Origin of the sequence: Oricola indica, from assembly GCF_965227485.1 — a bacterium.
GTDB classification, from domain to species: Bacteria; Pseudomonadota; Alphaproteobacteria; order Rhizobiales; family Rhizobiaceae; genus Oricola; species Oricola indica.
Genome location: NZ_OZ245747.1, coordinates 87,127 through 111,872, shown reverse-complemented (window position 1 = coordinate 111,872; position 24,746 = coordinate 87,127). Strand labels below are relative to the sequence as shown.

The following is a 24,746-nucleotide window of genomic DNA, read 5'->3' as shown; positions in this document are numbered from 1 at the left end:
GGAGTTGCCGCAGTGCTTGAGCAGTTTCAGCAGGTCGCGAACAATCTGATGGCGCTTGGCGCCCGCAAGCTGGCCATTCTGGTCGCGGTCGGGCTGTCGGTGATGATCGGTGTCGGCGCCGCCGCCTATTTTCTCAATCGTCCGGCTTTCGAGCCGATCTATGTCGGCCTCGAGCGCGATGACATCACGCGCATGGGGATGGCGCTGGCCGATGCCGGCATCTCCTACGACGTCAATCAGGACGGCACGTCGATCCTCGTGCCTGCCGGCAAGACCAGCCGGGCGCGCATGATCCTCGCCGAAAAGGGCCTGCCGAACAGTTCCGGCACCGGTTACGAGCTGTTCGACAATCTCGGCTCGCTCGGCCTGACCGCCTTCATGCAGGAAGTGACCCGGGTGCGCGCGCTCGAAGGCGAGATCGCGCGCTCCATCCAGACGATTCGTGGCGTCAAGGGCGCGCGCGTTCATATCGTTCTTGCCGACCGCGGCAATTTCCGCTTCGCCGAACAGACCCCGACCGCATCGGTCGTTGTGCGCTACGAGGGCGCCAATGCCGAATCGAGCGCGCTCTCGATCCGCCATCTCGTCGCGGCCGCGGTTCCGGGCCTGCAAGCCGAGAACGTCACCGTTCTGGACGCCGCCGGCCGATTGCTCGCCGCCGGCGAGGATCCCCTCAACAGCACGGCGACCAGCACGCTGGGCATCAAGTCGACCGTCGAGAACGAGGTTTCGGACAGCGTCTACAAGGCGCTCGCCCCCTATCTCGGCGACATGAATTTCCGCGTCTCCGTCCAGGCCGACATCAACACCGATCAGCGCCAGGTCGAGGAGACCATCTTCGATCCCGAATCGCGCGTCGAACGGTCCGTACAGGTGGTGCGCAGCGAGGATGCTTCGTCCCAGAAGGCGGGCGGCGATCCGGTATCCGTCGAGGAGAATCTTCCAGACGAGACTCAGGGCGACGGTGCTTCACCGCAATCGTCCGAGCGCAGCGAGCGGCGCGAGGAAACGACGAACTACGAATTGAACTCCAGGCGGATCGCCACGGTCAGCAGTGGCTATTCCGTCGATCGGCTCTCGATCGCCGTGGTGGTCAATCGTGCCCGTATCGCCGAAACGCTCGGCGAAAACGCGGACGCCGCTCAGATCGACGCCAAGCTCGCCGAGATCCGTCAGCTGGCTGTCGCAGCCGCGGGCGTGTCCGACAGCCGGGGCGACATGGTACAGGTGACGGCCGTTGACTTCATGGAAGGAATAGACGGCATCCCGCTCCAGGAGGCCGGCGCGATGGATGTTCTGGGCGAGCATCTCGGCACCTTCATCAACGCGCTCGCCTTTGTCGGCGCGACATTGCTCGTCATCTTCCTCGGGCTGCGTCCGTTGATCAACGTGCTGAGGGGCGAGTCGCCCGTCGCCGCGCTACCTTCCGGTTCCTCGTCGTCCGGTCTTGACGACCTGCCGGCGCTGGAGGATTCCACGCTCGGCCCGTCCTATGGCAGCGACGATATCGGCGGCCTCGACGGCCTGCCGGAACTGCCACCCTTGCCATCCTCGCAATCCTCCGATCAGAGCGACCTCCTGGCGCGCATGCGTCCCTCGCCGGAAGAACGCCTCACCATGATCGTCGATCTCGACGAGGAGCGCGCCGCCTCGATCCTGCGGCGCTGGGTGAGACAGGAGGCGGCGTAACGTGGCCCGCTCCAGCCTGATGAGCCTGTTGCCGGATTTCGCCGAGGAGAAACCGGCGCCGCCGGTCTACAGTGCGCCGGGTTTCGAGCCGCTCGTGCATGCGGCGTCGTCGAAGGAAGAGTTTTCCTCGCTCGACATGCCGATCGGTTTCATGGGCCTCGAACCCGCGACGGGTACCGAAACGGAGATCGATCCGTTCGCCGCCGCGCCGCTCGCCGACGATGGTGAAATCGGCGATCTGGAAGATCTCGACATCGGCTCGCTCGAAGACCTCGACCTTCCGGACCTCGACGACATTCCGGCGGCAGGCGCGTCCGGGCAGTCCGTTCCGGATCTGCCGCAACACCCCGCCGGTGATTCGCCTGCGGAAACCGGCCTCGACGATATCGACCAGGCCGCCGCCGACGGCGTAGCCGCGCAGGCCGCGCTGGAGGAGGCGCATCGCGAGGAGATCGAACGCCTTCAGATGGCGCATCGCGAGGCGCTCGATCTTCTGCTCAAGGAATCGCTGCCAAAGGCAAAGCAGGAGATCGTGGAAACCTTGGCGTCGGAACTTGCGCCGCTTCTGGCTGGCCGCTTGCGCGAAGGTCTCGTGGAACAGTCGGTCGCGGCCCTGTCCGACATGGTCGCCCGGCTTCTGGACGACACTGACGCGGTGACATTCGATCTGCACGGTCCCGAGCATCTGGTGCTGGCGTTCCAGAACGCCTGGGAGGGCGATGCCGCCCAGATCAATCCGATGCCGGATGAAAGCGTCGATTTGGTCGCCCGGATCGACAAGACCGTGATCGCGACACGGCTCGCCGAAGCGGATCGTCTCATAGCGGAGGCGCTGACGTGAACGGCCAGGAGAAAAACCAGGAAAAAGCTCAGGAAATCATCATCATCAAGCGTGGTGGTGAGGGCGAACACGCCCATCACGGCGGCGCCTGGAAGATCGCTTTCGCCGACTTCATGACCGCGATGATGGCGTTGTTCCTCGTTCTGTGGCTGATCAATGCCGCCAACGAGGAAACCAAGAAAGCCGTCGCCAGCTACTTCAATCCGGTCAAGCTGGTTGACCGCAATCGAAGCGTGAAGGGCCTGCATGACGCCGAGGGCGTCCAGGAAATCGAGGTTCAGGCCCCCAACGAGCAGTTTCCGGAAGAAGAGACTGTGAAATCCGAAAAGGTCGAGGAGCAGTCGGCGACGGATTCGCAATTGTTTGCCGATCCTTTCTCCGTGCTCGATGAGATCGCCACCCATCAGGCCCCCGGACAGATCCGTAATATCGAGGAAGAGGGCGGCCGCAACGGCAATGACGCCGTCAACGACGCCCAGGGCGGCGAAGCCTTCATGGACCCGTTCTCGCCGAATTTCTGGAACGAGGAAGTCCGTCCCTCAAACGATATGGGACAACTCGCCGGCCAATTCGAAACGGAAGGCGTCGACGAGGCCGGGACCGCCGAAGCCGCCGAAGAGGTCGCCGCAACCGGCGAAAACGCCCAGGACCTGCTCGATGCTCGGATGGGCATCACGGACGAAACCACCGAAGTCGCCGAGGTCGATGCGGCGGGCGAAGATGCGATGGAGACGGCAGCCATCGAAGGCAAGTCCGACGAGGAATTGGCCAAGGCCATCGCCACGCAGGAAAAGGTCGATGCCATCGAGGCCGCTGCGGAGAAGCTGCGCGTCAACATAACCGAAAAGCTCGCGGAAGCGCTCGGCGAGGATGCGGCTGTTCTTGATGAGCTGTCCGTGAAGGCCGTCGATGGCGAAGTCCTGATCTCCCTGACAGATGCCTTCGAAATCTCCATGTTCGAGATCGGCTCCGCCGTTCCGTCGCGCGATCTGGTCATCGCGCTCGAGAAGATCGGCGACGTCCTGTCCGAAGAAGCAGGCGGCATCCGCATTCACGGCCACACCGATGCGCGCCCCTTCCGCTCCAAGGATTACGACAATTGGCGGCTGTCGGCCTCGCGTGCGCAGTCGGCCTATTACATGCTGCTGCGTGGCGGCCTCGAGGATACGCGTGTTCGTGAAATCTCGGGCTTCGCGGACCGCAAGCTGCTCGATGCCGATGACCCCTATTCGCCGAAAAATCGCCGCATCGAGGTGATGGTCGAGGTCGAAACGGGATGACCGGGCCGCAACGTCTCCTGCTTTCGGCTGCCTGCGCCGGCATGCTGACGGGCATCGTCCCGGCGGCCGCCGAAGGGCTCGCGCTCGAACCCTACAAGATGGTGCGCTCGCTGCAGCGGATGCACGACGAGATCGCCGACGGCGACAAGTCGGCCCTCGGCATGCAGCGCGAGATGGTGAAGCTGATCGACGAGGGATTCCGCACGATGGAGGCCGCCGCCTTCAGGGCCCCTAAAAACGCCAGGGCGTTGATTTCCTATGCGATGGCGGGCGGAAACCCCAAGACGCTGGAGTCGCGCATCGCCGATCTCGGCCAGAAAGACGACGAGATCGTTCGTCTCGCGGTCGCGGTTCTGGTCTATCAGAAAGGCGCGGGCCGCACTGCCGCGTCGCGGCTGCAGGATGTGGATCCGGTCGGCATCGGCGGCCTCTTCGGCGCCTCGCTCGCGCTTGTCCGGGGCCTCGTGACCAAGGACGACGAGCAGGCGCGTATCGACTTCGACACCGCCCGGCTTCTGGCGCCCGGCACGCTGGTCGAGGAGGCCGCACTGCGCCGCCTCATGACGATCCACAAGCGCCGGCAGGACCCGGTCTCCTTCCTGCGCGTGGCGAGCCGCTACGCGCGCCGCTACATCGCCTCGCCCTACGCGATCCAGTTCGCCCAGGAGTTCGTCAACGCCGTCGTCGAGATGGACGATGTCATGGACATGACGGAAACCATCGAAATTATCGAGTTCATGCCGGAACCCTACCGCGGCGCGGTGACCGTCCGGCTGATGCGCAAGGCCACGGTTGAGGGCAACACCGAACTCGTTCGCAGGATTTCCGAACTGTCCGAAACGGAAACGGAAATGGCCGACGCGCCGGAAATCGATCCGGAGATCGGCGCGCGGCAGGTGCTCTATGCGCGTATCTCGGAAGTCACGTCGGAGAATGTCGACAAGGTCGCCGACGAACTTCAGCGCATCGACCGGTCCGAACTGGCGGATAGCGACCGCAACCTTCTCGACGCTGTGATCGCAATCGCCCGGGCGGTCACCGATCCGGAGCCGACCGTGACGGCGGCAATCCCCTCGAAGCCGGTCCCCGGCGGCGAGAAGATCTTCCGTGAATCCGTTCACGAGGAACAGGACAAGGGTTTGAGCGGTTTCGACGAATTCGTCGGCGGCGCGCGCGAAAAGCTCGAAAATATCGACCAGATGCTGGAGGAAATGCAATGATCGGCAACGGCGTTGCGGCGCTCGCCTCGACCACCGCCCTCCAGCAAAAGGGAACGGCGTCGGCAGCGCCGGCCTCTGGTGGGAAGGCCGCCGACTTCGCGGATACGCTCGGCCGAATCGGGTCGAACGGTCAGCGATCGGGCGATCAGGCAGCGGATTCTGAAACGCCCCCGAAAGACGAGCCGCAACAGGTCATCACAGGACATGCCCGCCGCGACCGGCTGTTCGCCGATATCGGTTGGCGCACGCCGACGCAAAGCGCGGCTACTGAGGCCAAGGATGCCGAGAGCGCGGATACAGATGACGAGGCAAGCGCGGATCTCGGCCTGAGCAAAGCGGACGAGAAAGCCACGGCGTCGCCGGAGGCGAACCGGCAAACGAAAGCGCCGGTGGACGTGATTGCCAACGTCGCGGCCGGGCCGGATGGGAAAGCCGCCGAAGGCACCGACTCCGAAGAGAGCGTGGCACCTACTGACAAGCAGGCGGAGGCCGACAAGAAGAGCGGCGACGTGCCGCCCGTATTCAGCAAGGGCGAGATCGACGCGTCGGATAACGCCAATGCAGCGCAGTCCGCGTCGCCGCAATCCGTCGGCGACGGGAAGACCTCTTCCCGGACGGATCAGCCCGCGAATGACCGGACGCCGACCACCCAGGCGTCCGCCGCGCAAGCCACTGTTTCCAATGAGCAGGTCGCTGCCGCCGGACGCGCCGCACCTGTTTCCAGCAACGATGGACGGGCTGCGGTTGATGGCAAGGTTCCTCCTCCGGCCCCGGAAACTCAGGGTTCCGGAAGGTCTTCCCCGGTATCATCTGTGCTACAAAACGACGCGTCGGCCTCCAAGCCAGTGGCGCCTCAAACCCCGAAAGCGCGCAGTGGCGAGGCGGCGCCGTCCGTTGGCGCGGAAGTGACAGCGCGCGGAAAAACGGCAGCTGCGGAAGCCGGTGAAACACGTGTGCGAAGCGGCGAGCCGTCCGCGCCGCGCGTTTCGACGGCGATGAGCGGCAACGCCCAGCCATCCGCGACTGACAAGCCGGCGACCGTTCCGATTGTCCAGTCGGCTCAGCCGCTTGCGACAGGCGGTGAGCGCTCGGCCGCAGGGCAGGTCGCCGACGCCGTAGCCCGTGATCTCCAGGAACTCGCGCCGTCGCGCCTCGTCGTCGCAACTTCTTCCGGTCAGGGCCGCCCGGTGCGGGCGATCAGCCTGCAACTCAATCCCGTCGAACTCGGCACGGTGAATGTCCGGCTGCATCACGTGGACGGCGAAATGCGGGTGTCGATCCGTGCGGAATCCGACCAGACGGCCCAGATGCTCGCGCGCGATTCCGACGCCATCCGCTCGGCATTGCGGGCCGCCGGCATCCAGACATCCGAAATCAGCGTCACAACCAACCGTCCCGAAACGGCAGGCCAGCAGCAACAGATCGCGGGCCAGAACCGGGATGCTTCCGGCCAGCAATGGAGCGGCCATGACAATCGCGGAAATACGTCGAATGAATCCGGTCAATCCAATCGCCAGCGCTCCCAGGGCGACCTGCCGAACGGCCGTTCGGGCCGCGATTCTGGCGATGCTGGCACTGCCGTCGACGATGGCAGGCTTCTCATCTGAGGCCCGCGCCGCCTCCCCGGTGCAGCATCAGGGCATCTGCGAACGCTACGTCACAGAGGCCGCGCGGGCATATGACGTTCCGGTCGGTGTTCTTTATGCCGTCGGATTGACCGAATCGGGCCTCAAGGGCGGCCTGCATCCCTTCGCGATGAACATTGAAGGCAAGACGAAATTTCCCGTTTCGGTTGACGATGCGATGCGTGAATTCGAGGATGCACGCCGCCATGGTGCTCGCCTGATCGATGTCGGATGCATGCAGATCAACCATTACTATCACCGCGAGAACTTTCCGTCGGACAAGGCGATGTTCGATCCGGGCCGCAATGTCATGTACGCCGCCGCATTCCTCAAATCTTTGAAACAAAAGCATAAAACCTGGTCGATGGCCGTCGCGCGATATCACGCGGGCCCGGATAACAATGCCGCGCAAAAACGGTATGTCTGCCGCGTGATCACCAACATGGTGGCGACGGGCGTTGGAAACTGGACGCCCGCGGCGAAGAGTTTCTGCGGCAGGTAGTCAGATCGCCATATCAACCGATTCGTTTTGACTCAGAAAAAATCAAATGACGCAATACGCGAAAAATCGCGATTGTGGATAGATTCTTGGCTCCGTTATGCCGGAAAGGCCGAACAATGAACTGATTCGGGCGGGGGATGATAAATGATAGTCGTCATCGACGACCGAAGCCTTGTGCTAGAAGGTTTTGGCGGAATGTTTCAACGTATCGGTTACCCTGTATTTGGAGTATTGGGAAAAGAACTTCCGGCTTGGCTGGAATCGATTTGCTCAAGTGAATTAAACAGCATTGAAGCTTTCCTGGTTGGAAGTACAGACGGGGATTTTTGTGCTGTCAGCCAGATCAGGTCTGCCACCAAGGCGCCGATTATTTCGCTGCTGGAACAGAATTCGCTACCCGATATTCTGCATCAGTTCGAAATCGGTGCGGACGATGTCGTGCGCAAGCCGGTTCACGTCCGTGAAATACTGGCCAGGGTCACGGCGATACGTCGGCGCAAGGACACCAGCAGTTCCGCCTATGAGTTCGGCCGCCTCCGGGTCCATACGGACGGCCGCGATCCCGAGATCGATGGCGAGAGCTTTCCGCTGCCGCGCCGGGAACGCCGCATTCTCGAATATTTGGCGTCCAACGGCGACCGCCGCGCGACGCGCAGCCAGATCTACAACGCCGTCTACGGCCTGTTCGAGCAGGACGTCGAGGAGTGCGTGATCGAGAGCCACATCTCGAAACTGCGCAAGAAGCTGCGCAAGACGCTCGGCTACGAGATCATCGATTCCAAGCGCTTCCTCGGATACCGACTTGAGGCGCCGTCGATCGAGCAGCAGCAGGCTGCCGAAGAGGCGCGCCAGCAGGTCTCGGCAGCCGCGGGCAGGTTCGGACAAGATTTGGAGGCTACGATCGCTCGATAATGCAAACGGAGGGATGTCCTCATGAGCCTCTACGGAATGATGCGGACCGGCGTGTCCGGAATGCAGGGCCAGGCCAGCAAGCTATCGACGATCGCCGATAACATCGCCAACGCAAACACGAACGGCTACAAGCGGTTCGGCGTCGATTTCTCGACGCTGGTGGTGAACGGCTCGACCGGGACATACAATTCGGGCGGCGTCGTCACCACGGTCCGGCAGGCCGTGACCCAGGACGGCGTCCTCCAGCCTTCGAATTCCTCCTCCGATCTGGCGATCGACGGCAACGGGTTCTTCGTTGTCCAGGACAACGATGGAAACTCCTTCCTGACGCGTGCCGGCTCCTTCGTGCCCAATGCGCAAGGCGAACTCGTCAACGCCGCTGGTTACTATCTCTCGGGCTACAGCTACGCCAATGGCGATCCGTCCGTCGTGGTCAACGGTTTCGCCGGTCTTGAGCGGGTGCAGATCAACAGCGGCGACCTCGAGGCATCCCCTTCGACGGAGGCGCTCTTTGAAGCGAACCTGCCGTCCTCGTCGGAAATCGTGACCGGCAGCCTGCCGTCATCGAACGCGAGCGGCGCCGAATTTTCGCACAAGGCCTCGATGGTCGCCTACGACAATCTCGGCGGACAGGTCATCCTCGACGTCTATTACACCAAGACGGCGAACAACACCTGGGAAGTCGCGATCTACGACCAGGCCGATGCGGCGGCGGATACTTCGTTCCCCTATGCCTCCGCGGCCTTGCAAACGGAAACGATCAGCTTCGATCCGGTGACGGGCGATCTTGCCACCGGTAGCCCGACATCGATCACGGTCAACGTCCCGGACGGCGCGGCGCTCGAAATCGATCTCTCGGAACTGACCCAGCTTTCGACCGGCTTCGTGGACGTGGATATTACGATCAACGGCAACGCGCCCGCGACGATCGAGCGTGTCAATTTCAGCGACGACGGAATCGTCTACGCGCAATACACCGACGGCTCCTCGCAGCCTCTTTTCCGTATACCCGTGGCGAGCGTGAACAGCCCTGACCAGCTCGATTCCCTGTCGGGCAACGTGTTCCAGGCCAGCGAGGACTCAGGAGAAATCCGCCTCGGTTTCGCGGCGCAGGGCGAGTACGGCTCGATCGTGTCGGGTGCGGTGGAGTCGTCCAATGTGGATATCGCCGAGGAACTCACGGAGATGATCCAGTCTCAGCGCAACTACACGGCAAACTCCAAGGTGTTCCAGACAGGTTCCGACCTGATGGACGTCCTGTTGAACCTCAAGCGCTGATGGATGATGGTCACCTTTCGCTTACCCATATTTGGTCGATCCGCGTGCCGGCGCATTGACCGGACCGTTCGGGTGGCCTGACCATGTCTCTCACCGCGGCGATCAGGACAGCGCAGAATTCCTTGATGAATACCGCGCGTCAGACGATCGTGACGACTCGCAATATCACCGAGGCGTCCAACGAGAACTATGTGCGACGCGACGCCGTTGTGGTCAGCAGCCTGAACGGCGCGCGGGTCGTCGATGTCCGCCGCAACAGCGACCAGGACCTGCTTCGCGACAGCCTGCGCGCCTTGTCCAACAGCACCGCGCAATCATTCATCAGTTCGGGCGCGGATCGCCTGCAAAGGCTGGTCAACGGGACCGATAATTCGACAGCGCCTTCAACGCTCCTCGCCGCATTCGAGGACGCGCTCCAGCTCTATTCGTCGGATCCGTCCAATACTCTGCTCGCATCCTCGGCGGTCTATTCTGCCAAGGAGGTCGCAGACGGGCTGAACAGCGCGTCGCTCGCCATCCAGGAGTATCGCGGCGATATCGACCAGGACATCTCGAACTCCGTCTCCGCGCTGAACGATCTCCTGGTGTCCTTCAAGCAGGTCAATGACGAGGTCATCCAGGGAACCCGTGTCGGCGCCGACATCAATGACGCCCTCGACGAGCGCGACACGATACTCAAGCGGATCTCCGAATTTGTCCCGGTCTCCGTCGTGCAGCGGGACGGCAATGACTACGCGCTTTACACCGGGCAGGGTGTGACCCTGTTCGAGACGGTGCCTCGCTCGGTCACCTTCGAACCGCTGAATTCCTATTCGCCGGGCATGACCGGCAACGCGATCCGCATCGACGGCGTGCCGATCATCGGCGGCGACGGGGCCAACACCGATTCCGTCGGCTCGCTCGCCGCCATGGTGCAGATGCGCGACGACATTGCTGTGCAATTGCAGAGCCAGCTCGACGAGGTCGCGCGCGGTCTGGTCACGAACTTCGCCGAAACCGATACAAGTGGCGGCATGGCGCCGGCGATGGCCGGTCTCTTCACCTATGCGGGCGGTCCTGCCATCCCTGCAACGGGAACGGTGAGCAGTGGTATCGCCGTGACGCTCTCTGTCAACGCGGCCTTCGACCCCTCCATTGGCGGTGATCCCGAACTTCTGCGTGACGGCGGCGCGAACGGCGCGGCCTATGTCGCCAACACCACCGGCGGCGCGGGCTATGCAGACCGGTTGATCGACTATGCCGAGCGCATGAACGATCCCTTGCCGACGGATATCGGCGCGGGCATCGCCGGCATCTATTCGGTCTCCGGCTACGCGGAATCCTCACTCGGATGGCTGGAGTCGCTGCGCAAGACCGCGACGGAAGCCGCTGATTCCAAGACCGCCCTCTATGAGAGGCTGGACGGTGCGCTGCAATCCGCCACCGGCGTCAATATCGACGAGGAAATGGCGATTCTGATCAATCTCGAGCAGTCATACGAGGCCTCGGCACGCATCATTCGCGCGGTCGACGAGATGCTCGATGTCCTCATGGCGGCGGTGAACTAGCCATGAAGACCTCGGCCATTTCCTCGCTCGCCGTATCCCTCGCTCTGCGCAACAGCACGGCGAGGTTGCAAGGCTCCCTGCCGGGCCTGCAGCAGGAGGTCGTCAATGGCAAGCATAACGACGTCGGTCTGGCGCTTGGCGCCGAGACCCGCAAACTCGCCTCCTTCGTTGCCGATATCGACCATACCCAGCGCCTGATCGATACCAACGAGCAGGTCGGTACCAGGTTGACCGCGACGCAGGAAAGCATGACGCGGATGAACAACCTCGCCGACGAATTGACCAATGCGGTCGGTATCGTGATGGGCCATTCCGGACAGAATTACGCGGCCCGTCAGACAGCGGAGAACGTCATCGCGGAGATGACCTCGATTCTCAACACGCAGGTCAACGGCGTTTTTGTGTTTTCCGGCCTCAACGCCGACGAAAAGCCGATGAGCGACTACGAAACCGGTGGCGCGAAGGCGGCGTTCGACACCGCGTTCCAGACCTATTTCGGCTTTGGCAAGAACGACGCGGCGGCCGCCTCGATCACCCGTGCGCAGATCGACGATTTCATGACCACGCAGGTCGAGCCGATGTTCCTCGGCGCCGGCTGGAACACAAACATGTCGTCGGCGACCGACGAGGTCATGGTGTCGCGGATTTCGGCGGAGGTCACCGCGAATACGTCCGTCAGCGCCAATGAAAGTTCGTTTCGGCATCTGATGCTGGCGTCCGTCGTCGCGACCGAACTCTATGACAGCGCAATGGGTGCCGAAGCAATTTCCGGCGTATCGGAATACGTGATCTCCAATGCCGGAACCGCCGCTGGCAGCCTGACTGAGCTTCAGGGCCAGGTCGGTCTTGTCCAGGAGCGCGTCGAGCGCGCCAACGAAGCGCTGATCTCGCAGAAATCGCTGCTTGAGACATTCGCCAGCGAGCTCGAATCGGTCGATCCCTACGAGAAGTCGATCGAGCTCAACACGCTTCTGACGCAGATCGAGGTGTCCTATTCGGTCACCGCGCGCATCCAGCAGCTCTCTCTCATGAATTACCTCTAACGTAGCGTCAGCAAACAACCATGGTCGGTACAAAATGATAATGTTGCGATACGCCGAGATCGAAGAAGATTCTCCCGCCGACGCCCGCGAGCGCGAACGGCAACTGCTGGATCAGTCGATCGAGCTTCTCGAAAAGGCCGACCGGGAGGGACCGAAATCCTTCGCGCGCGTGGACGCCATCCATTTCACGATCCGGCTCTGGTCGGCATTGCTCGAGGATCTTGCAAGTCCGGACAATGCGCTCCCCAAGGAATTGCGGGCAAACCTGATCTCCATCGGCATTTGGATCCTTCGGGAATCAGACAAGATCCGAAAAGACGAGTCCGACAACATCAAGGGGATCGTGGACATCACGAAAATCATCAGGGGCGGAATGTCATGAAGAGTTCTTTCAAGATATTTCTGAAGGCGAATGAGCGCATCTTCATCAATGGTGCGGTGATCCGTGTTGACCGCAAGGTCTCGCTGGAGTTGCTGAACGACGTCCAGTTCCTGTTGGAAAACCATGTCCTGCAGGCCGAGGACGCGACCACGCCGCTGCGCCAGCTCTATTTCATCGTCCAGGTGATGGTGATGTCGCCCAACGACAAGGAAGCGGCGATGCCGCTGTTCCGCGAAAGCCTGCCCGCCCTCATCGCGGCCTTCAGCAACCAGAAGATCCTCACCGAGCTCAAACACGTGGATCGGCTGGTAACCGAGGAAAAATACTACGAGGCGCTGAAAACCATTCGCGGCCTCTATGCCATTGAAGAAGAGATCCTGCAAAACAATCCGGCCGCAGTCAGGGTCCTGAAGGAAACCGCGCCGGTGAAGGAAGCGATAGCGGGGTAAGCAGCATGACCGAGGTAACCAGCGCCACCAGCGCGACATCGACGGCCGCCGTATCGACCGCCAAGTCCCAGGTCGATTACGAGTCGTTCCTCAAGCTCCTGGTCGCGGAACTGAAGCACCAGGATCCGACGGAGCCGATGGATTCCACGGAATATGTCGCCCAGCTCGCGACATTCTCGAATGTCGAGCAGGGAATCCAGACCAACAACAAACTCGATGACCTGATCCAGATGAGCTACCTCCAGCAGGCCGGCTCGATCATCGGGCGCACGCTGACGACGCCCGACGGCGAGGTTACGGGCGAAATCAAGGAAGTGCGCGTCTTCGACGACGGCATCGCCGCCGTGCTCGAAAATGGCGAGCAGGTGGTCATCGGCGGCGGCGTCACGATCAGCTGATGAGTGAGGCCGACGCCCTCGACATCGTGCAATTCGCGATCTGGACGGTCCTCGTCACATCGGCGCCGGCCGTCCTCATCGCGATGATCGTCGGCGTCGGCATCGCGCTGGTCCAGGCATTGACGCAGGTCCAGGAAATCACGCTCACATTCGTGCCCAAGATCATCGCGATCTTCCTGACCGTCTCCGTGTCGGCGCCCTTCATCGGCTCGCAGATCGGGCGACTTACGGACGTTGTCTTCAGCCGCATCGCCACCGGTTTCTGACCCGTCTCGCCACGCGACCAAAGCCTGGCGCAAGGCTGGCGTGATATCGCGGATGGATGAACCGCCACTCCAGCCCCGGCAGAGACAGTTTCCTTGGCCAGCATTGATGTCGCCAGCAAGCCCGAGATAGCCAACGGGCGCGATGTTGCTTTCGCCATCGGCATCGTCGTGATGCTGGCGATCCTGTTCCTTCCCGTACCCGTCTTCCTGATCGATTTCGGCCTCGCGCTGTCGCTCGCCTTCTCGGTGCTGATCCTGATGGTGGCGCTGTGGATCTCGAAACCGCTCGATTTCTCGTCCTTCCCGACGATCCTGCTGATCGCCACCATGCTACGCCTGTCGCTCAACATCGCGACCACGCGCACCATCCTCTCGGAAGGCCAGCACGGCACCGAGGCTGCGGGGCATGTGATCGGGGGCTTCTCCAGCTTCGTGATGAGCGGCGACTTCGTTATCGGGCTGGTGGTTTTCTTCATCCTGGTGGTCGTCAACTTCCTGGTCATCACGAAGGGCTCCACGCGTATCGCGGAAGTCGGCGCGCGCTTCACGCTCGATGCCATTCCAGGCAAGCAGATGTCGATCGACGCCGATTTGTCGGCCGGCATGATCAATGACGAGGAGGCCCGCGCCCGGCGCAAGGAACTGGAGGAGGAGAGTTCCTTCTACGGTTCGATGGACGGCGCATCGAAATTCGTGCGTGGCGACGCGATCGCCGGACTGATCATCACCGCCATCAACATCGTCGGCGGCATCGTGATCGGTTACACCCGCCACGGCATGTCGATCTCGGAGGCGGTGGACGTCTTCACCAAGCTTTCGGTCGGCGACGGCCTCGTGTCGCAGATACCCGCGCTGATCGTTTCGCTTGCCGCCGGTCTTCTCGTTTCCAAGGGCGGCACGATCGGCTCCGCCGACAAGGCGGTGCTGGACCAGCTCGGCAAGTATCCCCGCGCGCTTTTCGTGGCGGCGGCGATGCTCGCGGCCCTGAGCCTGATGCCGGGGCTGCCCTTTATTCCTTTCATGGCGCTCGCCGGTATCCTCGCCGGGATCGGGTACATGCGCCCGCTGGCCGCCCAGCGCCGCGCGGCCGAGGAACAGCAGAAAGTCGACGACGCCCGCACCCAGCGCGAGGAAGAGGAGCGCGATTCGATCAAGGAATCGCTTCGCGCCACCGAACTCGAACTCGTTCTTGGAAAGCAACTGGCGGCCAAGCTCGTTCCCAGCCGGCAGGAAATGGCGTTCCGCATGAAGAAGATGCGCAAGCGCTTCGCCACCGATTACGGCTTCATCGTTCCCGATATCCAGATCACCGACGATTACGGGATCTCGCCGAAGGTCTATCAGATCAAGGTTCACGGCACCGTCGTCGCCGAATACGATCTGAGGATCGGTGAACTGATGGTGTTCGCGGAACCCGCCCAGCTCAAGGGCATCCCCTTCGAAAAGGTCAGGGAACCCGCCTACGGGATCGATGCGCTGTCTGTGCCCGAGACCTTCGCCGACGATCTGAAGACCGCGCGCATCGCGACCGCCGACAATGTCGCGGTGGTGCTGACCCATCTCAGCGAGGTCATCCGCAACAACCTGCCGCAGCTCTTCTCCTACAAGACCATGAAGGCTGTCGTAGAGCGGCTCGACCCGGAATATCGCAAGCTGACCGAGGAAATCTGCACGACCCATTCCTCCTATCCGGGACTACAGGCGGTTCTCAAGCTGCTGCTCGCCGAGCGCGTGTCGATCCGCAATCTGCCTCTGATCATCGAGGCCGTCGCCGAGATCGCTCCGTCGACGCGTCGCACGGAAACGATCGTCGAGCATGTGCGCGGGCGCATCGCGCAACAATTGTGTGGCGACATCACCGAGCATGGCGTGCTTCATGTTTTGAGGCTCGGCAATCGCTGGGACATGGTGTTCCGCGAAAGCCTCAAGCGCGACGCCAAGGGCGACATTCACCAGTTCGACATCGATCCCCGATTGCTGGAGGAGTTCGGCAACGACATCAACAAGGTGATCGAGGGCTACAAGAAGCAGAACCGGCGCTTCGCCATCGTCACCTCGCCCGAGGCACGCCCCTATGTGCGCATGATCGTCGAGCGCATGCACCCCGACACCCCGGTCCTGTCGCATCTCGAAATCGGCAAGGGCATGGAGATCAGAATCCTCGGGACCGTCTCGTGATCGCCGCGCTGTCGGCGGATATCCTCGCCGCGTTTCTCGTCTTTTGCCGCGTCGGCGCGTGTTTCATGGTTTTGCCGGGCATGTCGAGCGCCCGTGTTTCGCCGCAGATTCGCATCCTGGCGGCGCTTGCGGTGGCCGTCGCCGTTTCGTCCATCATCGGCGTGCAGATGCGCGATTTCCTGGCCGATCCAAGCCCGGCGACCTTGCTGCGCCTGATCGTCAGCGAGACGATCATCGGCACCTTTTTCGGCCTGATCGCGCGCTACTATCTGCTCGCCCTGGAGTTCATCATAACCGGCGTCGGCATGTCGATCGGCTATGGCGGCATGCTCGGCGTCAATATCGACGGCTTCGAGATGCAGTCGGCGCTCACCGCCTTCCTGTCTCTTTCCGCCCTGATGATCCTTTTCACGCTGGACTTTCATCACGTCGTCATCGGCGCGCTTCTCGGCTCCTACGATATCATGCCGCTGGACCGTTTCCCCGATACCCGCATCCTGCTCGTCGATCTCGTCGATGTTCTGCGCGAGAGCTTCCTTGTCGCGTTGCGCCTCGGCAGTCCCTTCATCGGCTTCGCCATCATCATCAATCTGGGCGTCGGTCTTCTCAACAAGCTGTCGGTCCAGATTCCAATCTACTTCATATCGCTGCCCTTCGTGCTCGCGATCGGGCTCACCATCATGTATTTCTCGGTGCCCTACATGCTGAGCCTTTTCGGCGACGGGTTCTCCGGGATGTACGGGCTGCGCTGAGATGGACGGGCAGAGGACGGATTTCGGCCGGCTCCTGCGCTTGCAGCGCGCGGTCAAGGCCGTCTGCGAACGCGACCTCGCCGATGCGCGAAACCGCGTCGCGTCGGCGGAACAATCGATCCGCGAGCTCCAACGCGCTCTTTCCGGCGGCAATCCCGTCCTCGACCTGTTCCCGGATCTCGTCGCGCGTCGCCTCGAGAACACGATGATCGAAAAGGCCGACGCCGAACGGCATGCCGGGGAGGCGGGTCGCAAGCTTCTGCGCGAGAAGAAAAAGCTGGAGGCGATCGAGGAGCGTCACGCGGAACAGCGCGCCACGGATGCGCGCGCCGGCGAAAACGCAGCCCAGTCCGAGACGATCGACCAGCGGCTCGCGCGCTATCTGTCAGCTTCAAGCAAGATTGGCGGGTTAGGCTGATCGTCAGGCAGTTCAATGTCCGGCGGCAGGAGACGCATGGCGGTCGATTTTCCATCGGATCTCATTCTCGACGTTGCGCGCGCGGCCGATCCGCAGCGCGCGCGAAATGTGGAGACGCGCCTTGCGGGTGCCGCCGGAGGCACCGACGCGTCGAGCATCCTTTCCGAAGTCTCGAAAATCGGCAGGCACCTTTCGCGGGTGCATCAGGGAAAGGATGCGCATGAAGCGGCGAAGGAATTCGAAGCTCTGCTCGTGGCCAACATGATCACCGACATGATGGGCGAGGAAGGTGAGAGCTTCTTTGGCGGCGGCTTTGCCGGCGGCGTCTGGAAATCCATGATGGCCGAGCAGATCGCCAGCCAGGTGGTCAAGACGGCCGATTTCGGCGTCGCCGAGAAGATCTCGAATTATTTCGTGCGCTCCGGCGAGGATGTCGCAGCGATTTCCGGCATCAACGACGCCGAGGCCACGCCGAAAGAAAACCGCGCCATCGATGCGGCGCGCACCGGCACCAACGAGATCAGCCGCGACTTCATCCGCAAGATGATGGAGCTCGCCACGCCGGATGAGAAGGGCTGACCGCCAGGATGGCGATGAAAGGAAGACCGGCATGACGACAGCTACGCGGCCCGCTCAGCGCAAGGGCGTTCTCGGCGCAAAGCAGCTCAAGCTCCTGTTTGCGCGCATCGGCGAAACCATCGAGGCCGAAACGAGGATGCTGCGGTCCAACCCGGTGATCGACCTGACTGCCGCCAACACGCGCAAGAACCGTTGCCTCTACGAACTGAACATCGTCTCGCGCGAACTGGCGCGCTTCGAGATCGATGACGAGATCCGCGCCGAGCTGAGTGCTTTGCGCAAGAAGGTCGAGGGCAACGCCGCGGCGTTGCGCGCCCAAATGACGGCGACGCGTGATGTCATCGGGATTCTCGGTGACGCGATCGAGCGTGCCGAATCCGATGGCACCTATACCTCCGTCTCGCGACTGCCGGCCGGTTACGAATGATCGGTCAGGTGGTCTTCGGTCTGTGGGTTGCCGCGGTCACGCTCGGCGGCATCTATCTCGGCCAGCAGATGGCGCCGGAACCGGCCGCCGACGGGACGGTCGCGGTCGATCACACGCGCTACAACGATTTCAAGACCGACCTGTTCGCCATTCCCTATGTCAACGAAACCGGTATCGTCGGCTATGTGACCGGGCGGTTCACGGTCAAGACGATCGCCAGGGAAGAGGCGGCCTTGGGCCTGCCGCTCAACACTGTGATGCTGGATGCCCTCAGCCGGCATTTCTACGCCGAGGCGGACAAGCTTGCCCACCCGGACGGCTGGTCGCGTTTGCGCGAATCCATGCAGCGGTTGCGCGAAATCGCCAACGAGACGGCGGGGCGCGAGGTCGTGGCTGACGTGCTCATCGAACAGCTCGATTTCTTCGACAAGAATTCCGTGCGCGTGCCGGGCGATTCCCGCTTCGAATCCTCGGAAAACCGCTGAACGTGATCACTCGAGTTTGTTGGGGTCGATCTGTTCGTAGAACTCCGCCTTGTAGATGACGAACTTGTCGGTCCGCATGCCGACACGTGTTGCGCACACTTCGGGTCCGTCGGCATTCTTCTCGAGAACGGCGGTGAACTGAAGATAGAGGTCGTTGGTCACCTGGGACACGGCCATGCGCCATTCATCGGCGTTGCCGCGCGCGTCGTCATATTCCACCCGCATCACGCAATAGCCGACCTTGCCGGATTGCGAGTAGATCGGCACCGCCATGGGCGGAAACTTGACCCCGTCACCGCTCGCATGCGAGGCGCCATGTGGATCGGTCGCCGAGTTCGACGGCTGCGCGAGCATGATTTGCAGGTAAACCCCGGCAACCGCCGCGACACAGGCGGTCGCCCCGGTGACGGAGTACCGGACAAGACTGCTGGGTGCGGCCACGCTTTTTCCTCCGGTCGGCTGAACAGTTCGACCGCCATTGTGCCGCTATTCGCTTGCGCGGAGCTATTCGGAAGGAGTTGAAACGGTATGTTTCGCCGATTGGCTGGAAAGACAGTTCGCTTCGGGTTACGGTCGAAACCGTTACGGCAACATATGGGAAGTTACCTGTTCGCCGCTCCCGGCGAAGCGTACTCCTGAGCGAATTGAAAACACGCGGAACGCTTCAATGTCGACAGCTCGAATTCCGGATTCCGTAATCGATGGCTTATCCAATGAGACTGTTGATTGCGGCCGAATTGTCGCGGACATAAACACGATCGTCAGCTCGAGGCGATATGCGATTTATCGCCTGATCAGAATCAACGGGCTTCGCGTCGAGTTGACGGAATCGACCCTCGATCCGCAGGTCTCCGCCTTCATGTCCGACATCCTGTCCGACGAGAGCTCAGATTTCTCGCGCGCATTGCTGGACCGCGCCGTCCCTTATATATGGGATTTCTCGAGCGATCCGGTCGTCATCCGCCACACCGCGCGCAAGGCCGACCCTGCCTGGCTTGAACTGGCCCGGTCTCGCTTCCATGTTTTCTTCCGCCGAAGCACGCCGGCCGAAACGCTCCTGTACGTCGCCCAGTCCGCATCGGACGAGGACCTGCCGCGCGCCGAGGAAGTGCTGCATTGCCAGGGGCTTCTGCAAGTCGTTTTCGATCAGGTCACGATTGGCGCAAGAGCCCGCCCTGAAACGGAAATTCGCATCACGGTCCGCGAACGCGAATGCCTGCGCTGGTGCGCGGAGGGCAAGACAAGCGACGAGATCGCGATCATCCTTTCGCTGTCGACCCACACGGTCAATCACTACCTGATCAGCGCGACGAAAAAGCTCAATGCCGTCAATCGGATGCATGCGATCACGACGGCGGTGCGGCTGGGTATCCTGGACATCAATAGCGTCCTTTAGGAAATTTAATTTTCGTTAACGTAAATGGGATTACCTAGTCGTGCTTGGTGGCGTTATAGCCCGGCATGAAGCCCATCCAAGTCCCGGCAGATCCGGAATGTGCGATCTACTTCCATTTCTTGGGACCGCTTGGGCATGGGAAATCCCGCCAATTCTGCGACGCGTGGCCGCGCGCCAGCGAAAAGCCGTTGGAACCTGTCCAACGGGCTGAAGCTTTTCGCCGTCGTCATTGCGGTCAATTTTCTCGTCCTGCTCGCTGTTTCCGACTATCGGCAAAACCGGACCAGCATCGGCAGCGCCGCCTACGACAGCATCACTGTCGTTAAGGATTTGATCGCCGACATCCTGCCGCCCTCCTCCTACATCGTCGAAGCCTTTCTGACGATCGTGCAGGCCTCGCAGGAACCCTGGAACCGGGACCGCTACTTCGCGGAATACCGGACGCACAAGGACGCCTATTTCGACCAGCTCCAGCGCTGGGAGAAGGCGAAGATTCCCGAACACATCCGCAAGCTCATCACTGTCGATTCGCCGACGGTCCTCGACCGTTTCTGGATCGAGGCGGAGAACAATTTCTTTCCCAAGTTGGAAAACTCCGGCGGAATCGGTCTCGGCGCAGCCGAGATCAAGCAGTCCCTCGATATCCTCAAGGAGCGCTTCCTCCAGCACAAGGCGATCATGGTGCGCGCCTCCGAGGATGCCGAAACCTATCTCGCTTCGGTCGAACGCGACAGCAAAGCGGATATGGCGGCCTTCGGATGGGTCTTCCATGCCGCCTTCGGCGTCGCATTGCTGATGATCGGTGGCTTCCTGATTGCGCTTCACCGCACCGTCGTTCGCCCGCTCGTCAATATCGCCGGCTACACCGCCGATCTTGCGCATGGCGAAAGCGACGAGGAGGTGCCCTATACCCATCGCGGCGATGAGGTCGGGAGCATCGCAAAGGCCTTGACGATTTTCCGTGAAACGGCAGCCGAAAAGCTCGAAACCGAACGTCAGGCAGCGATGGACCGCCAGCGCGCCGATAATATCAAGGCGCAGAGCGACGCCGAGTTGGCGGATCGGGCCGAGCAGACGAACATTGCGGTTTCCGCCCTCGCAGAGGCGCTGAGCCGGTTATCCGAAGGTGATCTCGACTGCGACATTGAAGAGCCCTTCGATGGCGAGCTGGAACGGCTGCGCGTCGATTTCAACATGGCGCTTGGCAAGATCTCCGGCACCTTCGAGAAGATCGCCATGACCGCGACCGGCATCGAATCCGGGTCGCAAGAGATCTTTACCGCCTCCAACGACCTGTCGCGGCGCACCGAGCAGCAGGCCGCGTCCCTTCAGGAAGCGGCCACGACGCTCGAACAGATCACCGCAACGGTCCAGAAATCGTCGGAAGGCGCCGAGAGCTCCATGAAGCTCGTCAACACGGCGCGCGAAGATGCGGAAGCAAGCGGCGGCATCGTCACCAAGGCCCTTGAGGCGATGGCCGACATCGAGAAATCGGCGACCGAAATCAGCCAGATCATCTCGGTGATCGACGAGATCGCGTTCCAGACCAACCTGTTGGCGCTCAATGCGGGGGTCGAAGCGGCGCGCGCCGGCGATGCCGGCAGGGGCTTCGCCGTGGTCGCGCAGGAAGTACGCGAACTGGCCCAGCGTTCAGCCGCAGCGGCCAAGGAAATCAAGCAGCTGATCTTCAAATCATCCGGCCAGGTCGCGACCGGCTCGGAACTGGTCAACAAGACCGGCGACACGCTGCATCGTATTGCCGGGCAGGTCGTAGAGATTTCCGGCGCCGTGGAGGTGATCGCCAATGGCGCGATCGAGCAGTCCGTCGCGCTCAAGCAGCTAAATGTCTCCGTCGGCGAAATGGATGAAGTGACCCAGCAGAACGCGGCGATGGCCGAACAGGCCAGCGCGGCGAGTCATTCGCTGACCGAGGAAATCGAGCATCTTGCGCAATTGATCTCGGTATTTCGGGTTTCGGAACAAATCGCCCCGCGCGAGCCATATCGCGCGCATCGGGAAACGAGGCACGTACGGTCCGCCGACCGTTCGCCGCAGCGGGCGCCGGCCGCCTATCGCGGACGCACCGTCGGCAACGCCGCTCTCAAGGACGAATGGGGAGAGTTCTAGATCATGGCACGCAAATCAGCTGCAAATCCGATGGCCAGTTGCATCGCAGAAGGCGAAGCCGGCTACGTGATGACACTGCCGGCGAGCATGCAGGGCGAAACGGCCACGCAGATCGCGGACGCGATCCTGTCCGCCCGCACCAACGCGCTTATTGTCGATGCAACCGCCGTCGAACGCATCGACACGCCCTGCATCCAGGTCCTGATGTCCGCCGCCCGCCTATGGCGCGAGGACGGCATGCCGCTGACCTGGAGCGGACGATCGACAATTTTCGAGGAAAATCTGGATACGCTCGGCCTTTCGGCCGCTGATTTGGAAGTAGGGGACGCCAATCATGCTTAAGAAGATTTTGACAGTAGATGACTCCCGGACGATGCGGGAAATGCTTCGCCACACGCTCTCGGGCGCCGGTTTCGACGTCGTGACGGCAGAGGATGGTGCCGACGGGATCGAGAAACTGCGCGAATCCCAGCCCGATGTCGTCATCACCGACATCAACATGCCGGTCATGGACGGTTTCGAGTTCATCGAGAACGTCCGCAGTTCCGAACAGTACAACCGCGTGCCGATCCTCGTCCTGACGACGGAGAGCGCGCCTGAGAAGAAACAGCGCGCCCAGAGTGCCGGCGCGACCGGCTGGATCGTCAAGCCCTTCGATCCCGAGAAGCTGACACGGGCCGTCAACCGCGTGATGCCGTAGGACGGAACCCATGAGCCTGGACGACATCAAGGAAACATTCTTCGCCGAATGCGCCGACCAGATGGCGGAGCTTGAGACGGGATTGCACGAGATCCAGTCGTCGGGCCCCGACATGGACACCGTCAACGCCGTCTTTCGCGCGGTTCATTCGATCAAGGGCGGTGCCGGCGCCTTCGGCTACAACGCGTTGGTCTCCTTCGCGCATGTGTTCGAAAACGCGCTGGACGTGATCCGCAACGATCTTTCCCAGGTCAACGAGACCCGGATGGATTTGCTACTGCGCTCGGTCGACGTCTTGTCCGACGTCATCGAGGCGGAGCGTACCGGTGCTGAGCCGCAGGACAATTCGGCTCTGGCCGGCGAACTGGAGGCATCTTTCGGTCTCGGTGATGCCGAAGAGGCGGCTGCGGAAGAAGATGCGCTGGCGGATTTCGCGCCGGTCATGATCGACCTCGGCGATCTGGGTGTCAGCGACGCACCGTCCGGCGACAGCTTCCGCATCTCGTTCATGCCGCATGCGAGCCTCTATCTGAAGGGGCACGATCCGTTGCGTCTCTTCCGCGAACTGGCGGAAATGGGAACGCTGAGCGTGACCTGCGACAGCGCCGAACTGCCGAAGCTCAGCGAACTGACACCCGACGAGACCTATCTCAAATGGCAGGTCGACATCGAGACGGACCGTTCGCGCGAGGATATCGAGGCGGTGTTCGACTGGGTGGACGGCGAATGCGCCCTTTCCATCGAGGAGACAGGCGCAGCTGCCATGGATGACGGCGTGGATCTCGATGCGTTCCTGCAAACGCTCGATGAAACCGAGCCGAGTGCCGATATCGATGATTTCGGACAGGATCCCGAGCCGGAAGTCGAAGAGCCGAAAAACCCCGTCGCCGACCTGATCGGGTCGCTTGAGGCTGCCGATATCGGTGCTCCCGCCACTGTTGCCGCTGGTGCGGACGAACCGCAGGAGCGGGTTGTGGACCCCGCCATCGTGGAAGCCGTCGCAGCCGCGGGGCAGCGCGCCGAGAAGAAGGAAGTCAAGAAGGCGAGCCAGACGATCCGGGTCGAATCAGAGAAGGTCGATCGCCTGATCAACCTGATGGGCGAACTGGTGATCAACCAGGCCATGCTGGCCGAACGCATCGGCCAGGCCGGCTTCGGCAATGCGTCTCCCGCCGCGCTCGCTCTGGTCGAGTTGCAGAATCTGACGCGCGAGATCCAGAGTGGTGTCATGGCGATCCGCGCGCAGCCGGTCAAACCGGTCTTCATGCGCATGTCGCGCATCATCCGCGAGGTCTGCGCCGCTACTGGCAAGAAGGCCATGCTGGAACTCGAAGGCGAGCACACCGAGGTCGATACGACGGTCATCGAGGGACTGATCGACCCGCTGACGCACATGATCCGCAATGCCGTCGATCACGGTATCGAGGATCCGGAAACCCGCGAGGCCAAGGGAAAACCGGTCCAGGGCACGGTCAGGCTGTCCGCCTATCACAGTTCCGGTCGTATCGTCATCGAAATCAGGGATGACGGCGCCGGCATCAATCGCGAACGCGTGCTCGACAAGGCGATGGAGAAGGGAATCGTCGCCCGCGACGCGAAGCTCTCCGACGACGATATCGACAACCTGATCTTCGCGCCGGGCTTTTCGACGGCCGAAGCGATCACCGACGTTTCGGGCCGCGGTGTCGGCATGGATGTCGTGCGCCAGTCGATCCAGTCGCTGGGCGGCCGCGTCAACATCTCGTCCGATCCGGGCAACGGATCGCTCTTCTCGATGAGCCTGCCTCTGACGCTCGCCGTCCTCGACGGCATGATCGTCAAGGAGGCGGACCAGACGCTGGTGCTCCCCGTTTCGGCGGTGCTCGAAACGGCGACGCTGAAGCCGGGCGATGTCTACACGGTCGGCAGGAACAGCCGTGTCGTGAAGATGCGCAATCAACTGATCCCGATCATCGACGTCGGGTCCCAGCTCGGCTTCGCCGAACCGCGCAGCGACTATACCAGGGGCACGATCATGGTGGTCGAGGGCGGCAAGAACGGCATGGGCGCTTTCGTCGTCGATTCGATCGAGGGCCAGCAGCAGGTCGTCATCAAGAGCCTCGAATCCAACTACAAGCGCGTGCCCAGCATCGCCGCCGCCACCATTCTCGGCAACGGTCAGATCGCGCTGATCCTGGACTGCGATCATATCGTTTCGCACCAGGCCGAGGATCCTGGCGCACCCATCATTCAATCCATGGCAGGGTGAACAC

General features: G+C 61.9%; 26 protein-coding genes. 25 read left to right on the top strand and 1 reads right to left on the bottom strand.

Going from position 1 to position 24,746, the window contains the following annotated elements; genetic code table 11:
- Positions 1 to 12: 12 nt before the first annotated feature.
- The 20 genes from fliF to ACQK2M_RS00485 all read left to right on the top strand — a co-directional run bounded on the left by fliF (position 13) and on the right by ACQK2M_RS00485 (position 18,271).
- The gene (gene fliF / locus ACQK2M_RS00580; protein WP_223478946.1) at positions 13 to 1,689 is read left to right on the top strand and encodes a flagellar basal-body MS-ring/collar protein FliF; all 1,677 of its coding nucleotides are present in this window, start codon (positions 13 to 15) and stop codon (positions 1,687 to 1,689) included.
- Between the two features lies 1 nt (position 1,690).
- Entirely contained in the window at positions 1,691 to 2,530 is an 840-nt protein-coding gene (locus ACQK2M_RS00575) for a hypothetical protein (protein ID WP_425416176.1), read from the top strand.
- Complete coding sequence (locus ACQK2M_RS00570; RefSeq protein ID WP_425416175.1) at positions 2,527 to 3,810, top strand: MotB family protein; 1,284 nt, start codon at positions 2,527 to 2,529, stop codon at positions 3,808 to 3,810. Before ACQK2M_RS00575 ends, ACQK2M_RS00570 begins: the two co-directional genes overlap by 4 nt.
- Positions 3,807 to 5,030, top strand: a complete 1,224-nt coding sequence (locus ACQK2M_RS00565) for a hypothetical protein (RefSeq protein WP_425416174.1) — start codon at positions 3,807 to 3,809, stop codon at positions 5,028 to 5,030. The genes ACQK2M_RS00570 and ACQK2M_RS00565 overlap by 4 nt, the downstream gene beginning before the upstream one ends.
- On the top strand, positions 5,027 to 6,637 hold the full coding sequence (locus ACQK2M_RS00560) for a flagellar hook-length control protein FliK (protein WP_425416173.1): 1,611 nt from the start codon (positions 5,027 to 5,029) through the stop codon (positions 6,635 to 6,637). The genes ACQK2M_RS00565 and ACQK2M_RS00560 overlap by 4 nt, the downstream gene beginning before the upstream one ends.
- Positions 6,597 to 7,157 (top strand): transglycosylase SLT domain-containing protein, encoded by a 561-nt coding sequence (locus ACQK2M_RS00555; RefSeq protein WP_425416172.1) that lies wholly within the window; start codon positions 6,597 to 6,599, stop codon positions 7,155 to 7,157. The genes ACQK2M_RS00560 and ACQK2M_RS00555 overlap by 41 nt, the downstream gene beginning before the upstream one ends.
- A gap of 144 nt (positions 7,158 to 7,301) precedes the next feature.
- Complete coding sequence (locus tag ACQK2M_RS00550) at positions 7,302 to 8,069, top strand: response regulator transcription factor (protein WP_425416171.1); 768 nt, start codon at positions 7,302 to 7,304, stop codon at positions 8,067 to 8,069.
- Positions 8,070 to 8,090: 21 nt separating this feature from the next.
- Positions 8,091 to 9,347 (top strand): flagellar hook protein FlgE, encoded by a 1,257-nt coding sequence (locus ACQK2M_RS00545; protein ID WP_223478939.1) that lies wholly within the window; start codon positions 8,091 to 8,093, stop codon positions 9,345 to 9,347.
- A gap of 83 nt (positions 9,348 to 9,430) precedes the next feature.
- Entirely contained in the window at positions 9,431 to 10,894 is a 1,464-nt protein-coding gene (gene flgK, locus ACQK2M_RS00540; RefSeq protein WP_425416170.1) for a flagellar hook-associated protein FlgK, read from the top strand.
- A gap of 2 nt (positions 10,895 to 10,896) precedes the next feature.
- Complete coding sequence (locus tag ACQK2M_RS00535) at positions 10,897 to 11,937, top strand: flagellar hook-associated family protein (protein ID WP_223478937.1); 1,041 nt, start codon at positions 10,897 to 10,899, stop codon at positions 11,935 to 11,937.
- 34 nt (positions 11,938 to 11,971) lie between these two features.
- Positions 11,972 to 12,319 carry a flagellar biosynthesis regulator FlaF gene (gene flaF, locus ACQK2M_RS00530; protein ID WP_223478936.1) on the top strand — a complete coding sequence of 116 codons (348 nt, stop codon included), beginning with the start codon at positions 11,972 to 11,974 and terminating at the stop codon, positions 12,317 to 12,319.
- A complete protein-coding gene (flbT, locus tag ACQK2M_RS00525; protein WP_425416169.1) occupies positions 12,316 to 12,768 on the top strand; it encodes a flagellar biosynthesis repressor FlbT in 453 nt (150 codons plus the stop codon). Before flaF ends, flbT begins: the two co-directional genes overlap by 4 nt.
- Before the next feature lie 5 nt (positions 12,769 to 12,773).
- Positions 12,774 to 13,166 (top strand): flagellar hook assembly protein FlgD, encoded by a 393-nt coding sequence (gene flgD / locus ACQK2M_RS00520; protein ID WP_223478934.1) that lies wholly within the window; start codon positions 12,774 to 12,776, stop codon positions 13,164 to 13,166.
- The gene (locus tag ACQK2M_RS00515; RefSeq protein ID WP_223478933.1) at positions 13,166 to 13,432 is read left to right on the top strand and encodes a flagellar biosynthetic protein FliQ; all 267 of its coding nucleotides are present in this window, start codon (positions 13,166 to 13,168) and stop codon (positions 13,430 to 13,432) included. Before flgD ends, ACQK2M_RS00515 begins: the two co-directional genes overlap by 1 nt.
- Before the next feature lie 93 nt (positions 13,433 to 13,525).
- Complete coding sequence (gene flhA, locus ACQK2M_RS00510; RefSeq protein ID WP_425416168.1) at positions 13,526 to 15,610, top strand: flagellar biosynthesis protein FlhA; 2,085 nt, start codon at positions 13,526 to 13,528, stop codon at positions 15,608 to 15,610.
- Entirely contained in the window at positions 15,607 to 16,362 is a 756-nt protein-coding gene (locus tag ACQK2M_RS00505; RefSeq protein WP_425416167.1) for a flagellar biosynthetic protein FliR, read from the top strand. The genes flhA and ACQK2M_RS00505 overlap by 4 nt, the downstream gene beginning before the upstream one ends.
- A 1-nt stretch (position 16,363) precedes the next feature.
- Complete coding sequence (locus ACQK2M_RS00500; RefSeq protein WP_223478930.1) at positions 16,364 to 16,780, top strand: hypothetical protein; 417 nt, start codon at positions 16,364 to 16,366, stop codon at positions 16,778 to 16,780.
- Positions 16,781 to 16,816: 36 nt separating this feature from the next.
- A complete protein-coding gene (locus tag ACQK2M_RS00495) occupies positions 16,817 to 17,359 on the top strand; it encodes a rod-binding protein (protein WP_425416166.1) in 543 nt (180 codons plus the stop codon).
- Between the two features lie 31 nt (positions 17,360 to 17,390).
- Positions 17,391 to 17,786 carry a hypothetical protein gene (locus ACQK2M_RS00490; RefSeq protein ID WP_425416165.1) on the top strand — a complete coding sequence of 132 codons (396 nt, stop codon included), beginning with the start codon at positions 17,391 to 17,393 and terminating at the stop codon, positions 17,784 to 17,786.
- Entirely contained in the window at positions 17,783 to 18,271 is a 489-nt protein-coding gene (locus tag ACQK2M_RS00485; protein WP_425416164.1) for a hypothetical protein, read from the top strand. Before ACQK2M_RS00490 ends, ACQK2M_RS00485 begins: the two co-directional genes overlap by 4 nt.
- A gap of 6 nt (positions 18,272 to 18,277) precedes the next feature.
- Here ACQK2M_RS00485 and ACQK2M_RS00480 read toward each other — a convergent pair whose 3' ends face one another.
- Positions 18,278 to 18,712, bottom strand: a complete 435-nt coding sequence (locus ACQK2M_RS00480; protein ID WP_223478926.1) for a hypothetical protein — start codon at positions 18,710 to 18,712, stop codon at positions 18,278 to 18,280.
- A 379-nt stretch (positions 18,713 to 19,091) separates the two neighbouring features.
- Between ACQK2M_RS00480 and ACQK2M_RS00475 the strand changes: the two genes are divergently transcribed.
- The 5 genes from ACQK2M_RS00475 to ACQK2M_RS00455 all read left to right on the top strand — a co-directional run bounded on the left by ACQK2M_RS00475 (position 19,092) and on the right by ACQK2M_RS00455 (position 24,742).
- Complete coding sequence (locus tag ACQK2M_RS00475; protein WP_425416163.1) at positions 19,092 to 19,667, top strand: helix-turn-helix transcriptional regulator; 576 nt, start codon at positions 19,092 to 19,094, stop codon at positions 19,665 to 19,667.
- Positions 19,668 to 19,802: 135 nt separating this feature from the next.
- Positions 19,803 to 21,794 carry a methyl-accepting chemotaxis protein gene (locus ACQK2M_RS00470; RefSeq protein WP_425416162.1) on the top strand — a complete coding sequence of 664 codons (1,992 nt, stop codon included), beginning with the start codon at positions 19,803 to 19,805 and terminating at the stop codon, positions 21,792 to 21,794.
- Positions 21,795 to 21,797: 3 nt separating this feature from the next.
- Positions 21,798 to 22,136, top strand: a complete 339-nt coding sequence (locus tag ACQK2M_RS00465) for an STAS domain-containing protein (protein ID WP_425416161.1) — start codon at positions 21,798 to 21,800, stop codon at positions 22,134 to 22,136.
- A complete protein-coding gene (locus ACQK2M_RS00460) occupies positions 22,129 to 22,494 on the top strand; it encodes a response regulator (protein ID WP_223478922.1) in 366 nt (121 codons plus the stop codon). Before ACQK2M_RS00465 ends, ACQK2M_RS00460 begins: the two co-directional genes overlap by 8 nt.
- A gap of 10 nt (positions 22,495 to 22,504) precedes the next feature.
- Positions 22,505 to 24,742, top strand: coding sequence for a chemotaxis protein CheA (locus tag ACQK2M_RS00455; RefSeq protein WP_425416160.1), 2,238 nt, complete (start codon positions 22,505 to 22,507; stop codon positions 24,740 to 24,742).
- Positions 24,743 to 24,746: the final 4 nt, after the last annotated feature.